Source organism: Mycobacterium gordonae, assembly GCF_017086405.1.
GTDB lineage: Bacteria > Actinomycetota > Actinomycetes > Mycobacteriales > Mycobacteriaceae > Mycobacterium > Mycobacterium gordonae_D.
Genome location: NZ_CP070973.1, coordinates 666,770 through 677,066, shown reverse-complemented (window position 1 = coordinate 677,066; position 10,297 = coordinate 666,770). Strand labels below are relative to the sequence as shown.

The window sequence follows — 10,297 nt, the reverse complement described above, 5'->3', positions numbered from 1 at the left end:
ACCCAATCAGGGGCGAGTTGGATCGGCTACTGGCTTTGTACGATCGGAGACGTCGAGGGTTCGCGATTAGAACATAATTCTCGAATCAAGGCGCAGAAACGGGCAGTCACCTGTACGGGACAACATTCGCACTGCCGCGAAGCAAACCAGCAGCCCAAACTGACAAATGATCTCAGGAAGAAGTCGAGTCGAATTGATTCCGGTCAATCTTCGCAATATATGTTGAAATTCATCAACAACCATTAGGCTTAGTAAGCTCTTGCATCCTTAGCGGCGCTCAGTGAGCAACTTCAATTCTGATCTACGACCAGTCTGACAGGGCGGTTCTCACGAATGAACTTTTCGGTGTTGCCACCAGAGATCAATTCGGCACGGCTGTTCGCCGGACATGGGCCAACATCCCTATTGGCCGCAGCAGCGGCGTGGGACGGTTTAGGAGCCGAATTGACCGCAGTCGCCGCCTCGTTCGAATCGGTGACGGCGAGCCTGACAGAGCGCTCCTGGCAGGGACGCGCGTCAATAGCAATGACGCGAGCGGCTGCGCCCTATGTCGGCTGGTTGAGTGCAGCCGCTACTGAGGCCGAACTGGCCGCCGCGCTGACCAGACTGGCGGCGGCCGCGTTTGAAACGGCGCGGGCAGCCACGGTGCATCCGGCCACGATTGCACTCAACCGCCTTCGGTTGGGATCGCTGGTGTTCTCCAACTGGCTTGGCCAAAATGCCCACGCGATCGCGACTATCGAAAACGCGTATGAGCAAATGTGGGCTCAGGATGTGGCCGCCATGTCCGGATATCACGCCGGGGTGTCGGCCCTTGTCTCCCAACTCACGCCTTTCCCCCCACCAGTCCAGCATCCTGCGCCGCTGCCGAGCGAACTCATCAACACGGCCGCGACCGCATTCGCACCCGCGGCGGCATCCCCCGGCTGGGACAGCTTCGGACCCGTCGGCATCGCAAACACCGGCATCATTAATATCGGCGTTGGAAACCGGGGAAGCTACAACGCCGGCATTGGGAATTACGGCACTAGCAACTTTGGCATAGGAAATGCGGGGGAGTACAATCTAGGCCTCGGAAATACCGGGACCAACAACATCGGAATCGGGCTTTCCGGCCACAATAATGTCGGAATCGGGCTCGCCGGCATTGGCCGCGCCGGCCTCGGTGCACTGAACTCTGGCCCCAACAACATTGGTCTATTCAATTCGGGAAGCGGAAACGTTGGATTTTTCAACTCGGGCACGGGAAATGTAGGTCTCTTCAATGCCGGCATCGGAAATTCTGGTATCGGCAATCCCGGGGACTACAATACGGGCCTCCTTAACACCGGCTCAGCGAACAGCGGCATCGCGAACACTGGTCTCGCCAACACCGGAAACTATAACAGTGGTAGCTACAATACGGGTGATCTCAACACCGGCAATGCAAATACCGGCAGTTTCAATCCAGGTAACTACAACACCGGGCTCCTCAACTCAGGCAACTACAACACCGGCCTGGCCAACACTGGCGATTTCAACACAGGTGCGTTCATATCAGGCGACATGAACAACGGTATCCTATGGCGAGGCGATCGCCAAGGACTAATCGGCGCGAACATTTCCATTGCGATTCCCGCAATCAATATTAAACAACTGATTAGCATACCAGTAAGCCAGTTAATCGTTATTCCCGGCCAAGCAATTCTGGTCGATGGCTTCGCATTTCCCGAGCAATCCCTTCCCGGCCTTTATTCATTTGGTCCTATAGTGCTGCCTCAATCGTCAGCCTTCCTTCCGAGTGCGGTCATTTCCATAGGCGGACCTACCACGACAATCGACATCAACATCAATGGAACCTTCGGCGGCTTCTCCATCCCGCTGCTCGAAATTCAAGCGAGCCCAGGGTTCGGAAACTCAACCAGCGCCCCGTCATCGGGTTTCTTCAACTACGGCGGCGGCAGCACATCCGGCTTTGGAAACCTGGGCGCCAACACATCAGGCCTGTGGAACACCGGCGTGGACAGCTCGGGAACGTCGGGCCTGCTGAATGTCGGCGCTCAGCTGTCGGGTGTCGCGAATCTGGGCAACACCATTTCGGGACTTTACAACACCAGCACCGCCAGCCAGACGACGTCCGCCTTCACATCAGGCGTCGGCAGCGTCGGCACAGCGGTCGCAGGCTTGTTCGGTAACATCGCGGGCAATCCAGGCTTAAACTTCGGCTTCGCAAACTACGGGGCCATTAACATTGGCAGCAGCAACCTCGGCAGCTCGAATTTCGGGAACGCAAACATCGGCTCATACAACGTCGGTGGCGCAAACCACGGAACATTCGACATCGGCTACGGCAATCTAGGCGACTATAACTCCGGAGTCGCCAACCTCGGCGACTCCAACCTAGGTCTTGGCAACCTAGGTGGCTACAACATCGGCATTGCCAACAACGGCTTTGGCAATGTCGGCATTGCGAACGTCGGCGCCAACAATATCGGCATCGGTCTCCGCGGAAATGGACAGATGGGGTTCGGAACGCTCAACTCGGGCGCCGGCAATATCGGTTTCTTCAATTCCGGCAGAAACAATTTCGGGCTATTCAACTCGGGCTCCGGGAATATGGGCATCGGAAACTCGGGGGACGGAAACTTCGGCATTGGGAACACCGGAAACTACAGTACCGGATTTGCCAACTCCGGAAGTACCAATACCGGCCTACTTAACTCCGGCAACGTCAACACCGGGATCAGCAATGCCGGCAGCTATAATACTGGCCTGCTCAACATTGGCGACGCGAATACCGGCGCATTGAATTTGGGCGACCTCAACACGGGACATCTAAATAGCGGGAGTTATAACACAGGAGCCGCCAATACCGGCAATTTCAACACCGGCGCGTTCATTAACGGCGACTACAATAATGGATTGCTTTACCGCGGCGACGACAATGGCCATCTCGACATCAATGTTGGTTTGTACGTTCCGGAGCTTCGACTTCTGAGTCTCGATGTAGACATACCGATCAACATACCCATTCACGCGACGATAACACCGGCGATCTTCAACGGCGTAGACATTCCAAGCATTCCGCTGAGCCTGCTGACGAATAGCGGTGAAATCAAAGATATTTCCATCGGCACCATCACCGTATCGATGCCACAACCGTCGATTTTTGTCGGCGGGCCGGGCAGGGGCGTGACGATCGGCACGCACGTCGATTTCGGACCTGTCGACATTCCGTTCATCCGTATTCCGGGTGGGCCAGGGTTCGGGAATTCGACGACATTGCCGTCTTCGGGATTTTTCAACACTGGCGCCGGTGGGTTATCGGGGTGGGGAAATATCGGTTCGGGCACATCTGGACTCTCAAATGTGGCAACGAATTCAATGTTTGCGGAAGTCCAAAGTTCTGGATTGTTTAATGTCGGCACGCTGACATCAGGCGTGGCAAACGTCGGCAACACCGTGTCCGGATTCGCCAACGCTGCCCTCTCTGATTCATTGCAACCTGGCTTCACCTCTGGTGTAGCCAATGTCGGCACAAGGTTAGGCGGATTATTCGGTCTTGGCGCTGGAAACCCAGTCTACAACGTGGGTATAGCAAATCTCGGCGGCTTCAACCTAGGTGGCGGGAATGTCGGCAACTACAACATCGGCAACGGCAACCTGGGCAGCGCTAATTTCGGCAGCGCCAATATTGGTGCCAATAACATCGGCAGTGGCAACAATGGCATCTTCGATCTCGGATTTGGCAACCTCGGGAGCTACAACATCGGTGTGGGTAGCCTGGGTGAAGTCAATTTCGGTATGGGCAACCTGGGCGCTTACAACATCGGGGCGGGCAACAACGGGATCGACAATATCGGCCTGGCCAACACCGGCAGGAATAACGTCGGGTTCGCCAACAGCGGCAGCAATAATGTGGGCATCGGACTCACCGGCGACGGCCGCGTCGGATTCGGTGGTCTGAACTCCGGCGGCCGCAACATTGGCCTCTTCAACTCCGGCACGGACAATGTCGGCTTCTTCAACTCCGGCTCCGGAAACCTCGGCATCGGCAACTCGGGCATCCACAACTTCGGCATTGGCAACTCGGGCACTGGGAACTTTGGCATGGGAAACTCCGGCCTCTATAGCACCGGCTTTGCCAACGCGGGCAACGTCAACACGGGCTGGTTCAACACCGGCGACGTCAACACGGGCATTGGTAACGCCGGCAACTCGAACGTGGGCTTCTACAGCATCGGCGATACCAACACCGGCAACTTCAACCTAGGCGATCTGAATACCGGATCGTTCAACCTTGGCAATGCCAACACCGGATCTTCCAATAGTGGCAGCTTCAACACCGGCGCGTTCATCACAGGCAACTACAGCAACGGCCTCCTCACATCCAACGACTATCAAGGTCTTATCAACCCCGGGCTAGCATTCTCCATCCCGTTGACACTCAACGTCGCCGCGGGCATCGACATACCGATCACCGCATTCACCGGCACGTTGGCCCTGCAAACTTTCACGATCCCTCGCGTCATTGTGGAAGGCTTGGGAACCGAAGCCGCGTCAGTCGGCCCCATCACCATCCCGACGATCTCGGTCAGTCTTCCCGTCCTACAGCTCACTATCGGTGGACCGAACGACGGCTTCGCTATCACAACCTCGCCGATCAGGCTGTCCATCTTTGACAGTCCACTCACGTCCGGCTTCGGCAACTGGACCACCAGTCCTTCGTCGGGCTTTTTCAACAGCGGCATTGGCGGCGGCTCCGGTTTCGGCAACGTCGGACCCAACTCGGGATTGCTCAACATAGCGTCGGAAGGATTCGGTTCTGCGGGCGTCAAGAATATCGGGGGGCTGAGTTCGGGCGCCTTCAACGTGGGAAGCGCGATCTCCGGAGTGCTCAACATCAGCTCTGCCGAGTTGACGACAACGGCGGAGATTTCAGGTCTTGGCAACATGGGCGCACATGTTGCGGGTCTGCTTGGCCTAACTTCTGGCGCTACCGACTACAACTTGGGATTCGCCGATGTCGGCACTCGCAACTTCGGCGGCGGGAACATCGGCGACTCCAACTGGGGCGTCGGTAATCGTGGCTCGTCCAACTTCGGTGGCGGAAACATCGGATCTTTCCACATGGGAATCGGAAACTCGGGATTCTTTGACTACGGCTTCGGCAATCTGGGTAGCTACAGCATCGGATTCGCCAATCTCGGCGACTCGAACTTGGGCATGGCGAACCTTGGCAGCTACAACATCGGTCTTGCGAACAGCGGTATCGGCAACATCGGACTCGCCAATACGGGCAGTAATAATATTGGCATCGGCTTGACGGGCAGTGGCCAGATTGGCCTTGGTGCGATCAACACCGGAAGCCAGAACTTGGGATTATTCAACACGGGCAGCAACAATGTCGGATTTCTGAACTCCGGGGATGGCAATTTCGGCGTTGGAAACTCCGGAGACTACAACACTGGCATCTTCAACTCCGGAAATGTCAACACCGGGCTCTTCAACGCTGGAAACTATAACACTGGGTTCTTTAACGTTGGCAGCACTAACACAGGCATCGGTAATGCAGGGGCAGTAAACACCGGCATTGCCAATACCGGTGACTATAACACTGGGCTGATCAATACTGGTCATTACGCCACCGGCGCGTACATCTCCGGAAATTACAGCAACGGACTGTTGCAAACAGGAGATTACCAGGGGTTGTTTGGCATCGACGCGACGCTCACCATTCCCGAGATCAGCCCAAGTCTAAGACTTCATATCCCGGTGAACATCCCAATAACATTCCACGGTGGTTACGTTCTACTAAATCCTTTCTCAATTCCAGCCATCAACATTGGGATCCTCGCCAGTGACGCCACCATAGACCCGATCGTCATCCCCGCAATAGGCGTCCAATTGCCGGACGGCTATGTCAATATCGGGAGCCCCTCGACCTCGATCGACATCGACATCAGTGGCAGCGTCGGCCCCATCAGACTTCAGCTGCTATATATTCCGGCTGCGCCCGGATTCGGAAACTCGACCACGGGCCCCTCGTCGGGATTTTTCAACACCGGCGCCGGTAGCGCATCGGGATTCGCGAACTTCGGTGCGAATAATTCGGGCGTCTGGAACTTCTCGCCAGCGAGCCTAGGCAGCTCGGGTGTGCTGAACGCCGGAGCGCTGCAATCGGGGATCTTGAATGCGGGCAACACGATCTCCGGCTACTCCAACACCAGCGTTCTGGACTTCGCCACCCCGGCTTTCAACGCGGGCTTCGGTAACGTCGGCACGAACCTTGCCGGGCTCCTTGGCACCGACTCGGGACGCGCGATAATCAACTTTGGCCTGGCCAACCAAGGGGCCCTCAATATCGGCAGCGGCAACATCGGCGAGTTGAATCTCGGTCAAAGTAACGTCGGCAGCTTTAACTTGGGCAGCGGCAATCTCGGCAGCAACAACATTGGGGGCGGCAACTCAGGAAGCTTCGTCATTGGTCTCGGAAACTCGGGCAGCTACAGCGTCGGACTGGGCAACTTGGGTGGCGGAAACCTCGGCTTAGCGAACCTTGGAATCAACAATATCGGGTTCGGCAACCACGGTAGTGGAAATATTGGCATAACGAATTCCGGCTCGAATAATTTCGGCATCGGTCTCACCGGCGATGGACAAGTTGGATTCGGCGCTCTCAACTCTGGTGTGCATAATATCGGCTTCTTCAACTCCGGCAGCGATAATATTGGCTTGTTTAACTCTGGTACTGGGAATGTCGGGATCGGAAACTCGGGCAAGGGGAATTTCGGCATCGGAAATACGGGCGACCACAATACGGGCTTGGCGAACCCCGGAGATGCAAACACCGGCCTCTTGAATATCGGTCGCCTCAACACAGGTCTTGGGAACACAGGAAGCTACAATACGGGTGGTTTTAACTTGGGCAGTATCAACACGGGCAGCTTCAATCAAGGTTTGGGCAATACCGGTGGTTTCAATGCCGGTAACTACAATACCGGAATGGCAAATAGCGGCGACTATAACACCGGGGTCGTTATTTCAGGCGACATGAACAACGGTTCGTTATGGCGTGGTGACAAGCAAGGTCTGGTTGGGTTTCGTTATGTCATCAGCGTGCTGGAATTTCCCGCAGATCTTCACGTCCATATTCCAATCGACATTCCCATTAGTGGCAGTATCACAGGCGGAGTCATTGAGGGTTTCACTATTCCCATGATTAGCGCGTCCGGCTTCGACAGCGGCCTCGATTATATCGAAATGGAGTTTGGCCCAGCTACCATCCCGACCATAGGGCTCAGCTTCCCCACCATTGATGTGCGTGTGGGCAGTCCCGCCACCGCGATCGACCTGGTCGCCAGCGGCCGCGTCGGTCCAGTCGTGTTTCCACTCATCGACCTCTCCGCCGTCCCGGGATTCGGAAATGCCACCACCGGCCCCTCGTCAGGCTTCTTCAACACAGGCCACGGCAGCTCATCCGGTTTCTTCAATTCCGGCACGAACATCTCCGGATGGCTGAACGCAACTGCGAGCGACGCGACCATCTCCGGTTTGCTTAACTTCGGCGCACTGGAATCGGGCGTGGCAAATATGGGCAACTCTGTTTCGGGGTTCCTCAGCACAAGCGCAGTGGGTCTGACTACGCCGCCCAGTTCATCAGGGATCGCCAACAACGGGGCCGATATGGGGCGTCTGGTGAGCGGCGAGGTCAAGCACATGTTGTTCAACCTTGGGTTTGGCAATCGCGGCGGCTTTAACTTGGGTAGCGGCAACGCCGGCCATTACAACGTGGGCGACGGCAACTTGGGCAGCAACAACTGGGGCAGCGGCAACGCCGGTACCTTCGCGATGGGGTTCGGCAATCTGGGCAGCTACACCGTCGGCCTGGGCAACCTGGGCGACAGTAACTTCGGCCTAGGGAATCTGGGGAGTTACAACGTTGGGGTCGCCAATTACGGCGTCGGCAATGTCGGCCTGGCCAACACGGGCAACAACAACATCGGCATCGGGCTTACCGGCGACGGCCAGACCGGCGTTGGTGGGTTCAACTCCGGCAGCGGCCATACCGGCCTGTTTAACTCGGGTAGCAACAATGTCGGATTCTTCAACTCCGGGCGGGGAAATTTTGGTATCGGGAATTCGGGCGTCGGAAACTTCGGCTTCGCAAGCTCGGGCGATTACAACACCGGTTTCTTAAACTCCGGCACTGTGAATACAGGCTTGCTCAACTCGGGCAGCGTCAACACCGGCTTAGGCAACTCGGGCAACTACAATACCGGCTTCGCGAACTCAGGCAACTCCAATACCGGAAGCTTTAACTCGGGCGCTGCTAATTCAGGTGACTTCAATCCGGGGAATAGCAACACCGGATACTTCAACACCGGAAACACAAATACCGGGTTTTTCAATTCCGGAGATGTGAACACTGGTGGGTTCATTTCGGGCAATTTCAGCAATGGCATGTTCTGGCGAGGTGATTACCAGGGCTTGATTAGTATTTCATACTCGGTCACGATTCCCGAAATTCCTTTATACTATGGCCTCAACGCGCCGATAAGCATCCCGATTACGGGTACTATCACTGCAATCACCCTCGATGGTTTCACGATTCCTGCGATACCGCTGACCATCACTTCCATCGACAAGACCACCGGGGGTGTAGTCATCACCTGGGAAGACACAGAATTCGGGCCGTTTGTGTTCGAGCCAAACGTCCTGCAACCCGTGACCAACCTTGACCTGGTCTTGCAGCACAACATCAATACAAGCGGGGTCAGCGCCTTCGGGCCCTTTACCTTCGGGTTCTCCTACCAAGGAAGTCCCGGCTTCGGGAACTTCACCGGCAGCCCTTCGTCGGGCTTCTTCAACACCGGCGCCGGAAACTCCTCGGGCTTCTTCAACGGCGGCACCATCGGACTCTCGGGGCTCGGTAACATCGGATCTTGGACTTCGGGCCTATTCACCAGCGGCTCTGGCAACTCGGGTTACATCAATGATGGGATATTGCAGTCGGGCTTGCTGAACAACGGCAATGCCGTGTCTGGTATTTACAACTCATCCCCGGCCAGCCTCTCGATACCCGCTTTCATCTCCGGCGTAGGGAACTCCGGTCACACCAACTTCGCTGGCTTTTTCAAAGGCCCTGACGATGGTGGCTCAAATTATGGCCTCGCTAATATCGGAGAATCGAACTTCGGTGTAGCGAACATCGGCCAAGCCAACATCGGCAGTTCGAATTTCGGCAGCCTGAATTTCGGAGCGGGTAACGAAGGTGCCAAGAACTTCGGATTCGGCAATGTCGGCGTCCTGAATATCGGCGCCGGAAATGAGGGTAGCGCAAGCTTCGGCTTCGCCAACCTGGGCAGCAATAACATCGGTGCCGGGAACAGCGGAATTCAAAATTATGGCTTCGGCAACACCGGCGTGAGCAACATCGGTTTTGGCAACACGGGCAGCAACAGCATCGGCATCGGCCTGAGTGGCAGCGGGCAGGTGGGTATTGGTGCCCTCAACTCGAACTCCAGTAACTTGGGTTTGTTCAACTCCGGCATCCGGAATATCGGTCTCTTCAACTCCGGCACCGGAAACATTGGCTTCTTCAACTCCGGCACCGGAAACTTTGGAATCGGAAACTCCGGCGATTTCAATACTGGTTTTCTCAATCCGGGCCACGCGAATACCGGAATTGCAAACGTCGGCAGCTTCAACACCGGCGGCTTCAATCCAGGCAGTGCCAACACCGGCGACTTCAACCCAGGTAGTTACAACACAGGCTACCTAAACCTCGGGAACTACAACACCGGCCTGGCCAACGTCGGCGATATCAACACAGGTTTACTGAACTCCGGCCAAGCGAGTTTCGGTGCCTTTATTAGCGGGCAAGGGGCGATGGGCGTGTCCTCGCTCAGCGTGCCGTCGCTCGCAGGCCTTTTGAACAGCACCAGCCATCCGTCGTCCGGCTTCTTTAACAGCGGCCCCGGCAGCGTCTCGGGGTTCCTGAACGTGGGTACCCACCTGTCGGGCTGGTTGAACAAGGGCGCGGTTTTATCGGGCCTGTCCAACAGCGGCGATGCCATGTCCGGCGCTTTGAACACGAGTTCACTGAAGCTTGTGACCGCAGCCTACGTCTCCGGCTTTCTCAATACGGGCGCGACTTTGTCCGGGTTCTTCTCGAACGGCCGTTCGTAGCATCGACGTAAGCTGGGCGCGCGCTGAGAAGACAGGGACGACATCGCATCAAGCCCACGATGCATTGAGTGATGCGGTTAGTTGTTAGCTTGGATGGTGCTTAGGCGAAACGGCCCCAATGGGAAGG

General features: G+C 56.3%; 1 protein-coding gene. It reads left to right on the top strand.

Annotation, left to right across the window (positions count from 1 at the left end):
- Window positions 1–333 precede the first annotated feature (333 nt).
- Entirely contained in the window at window positions 334–10,170 is a 9,837-nt protein-coding gene (locus JX552_RS02890; protein ID WP_205876005.1) for a PPE family protein, read from the top strand.
- Window positions 10,171–10,297 lie beyond the last annotated feature (127 nt).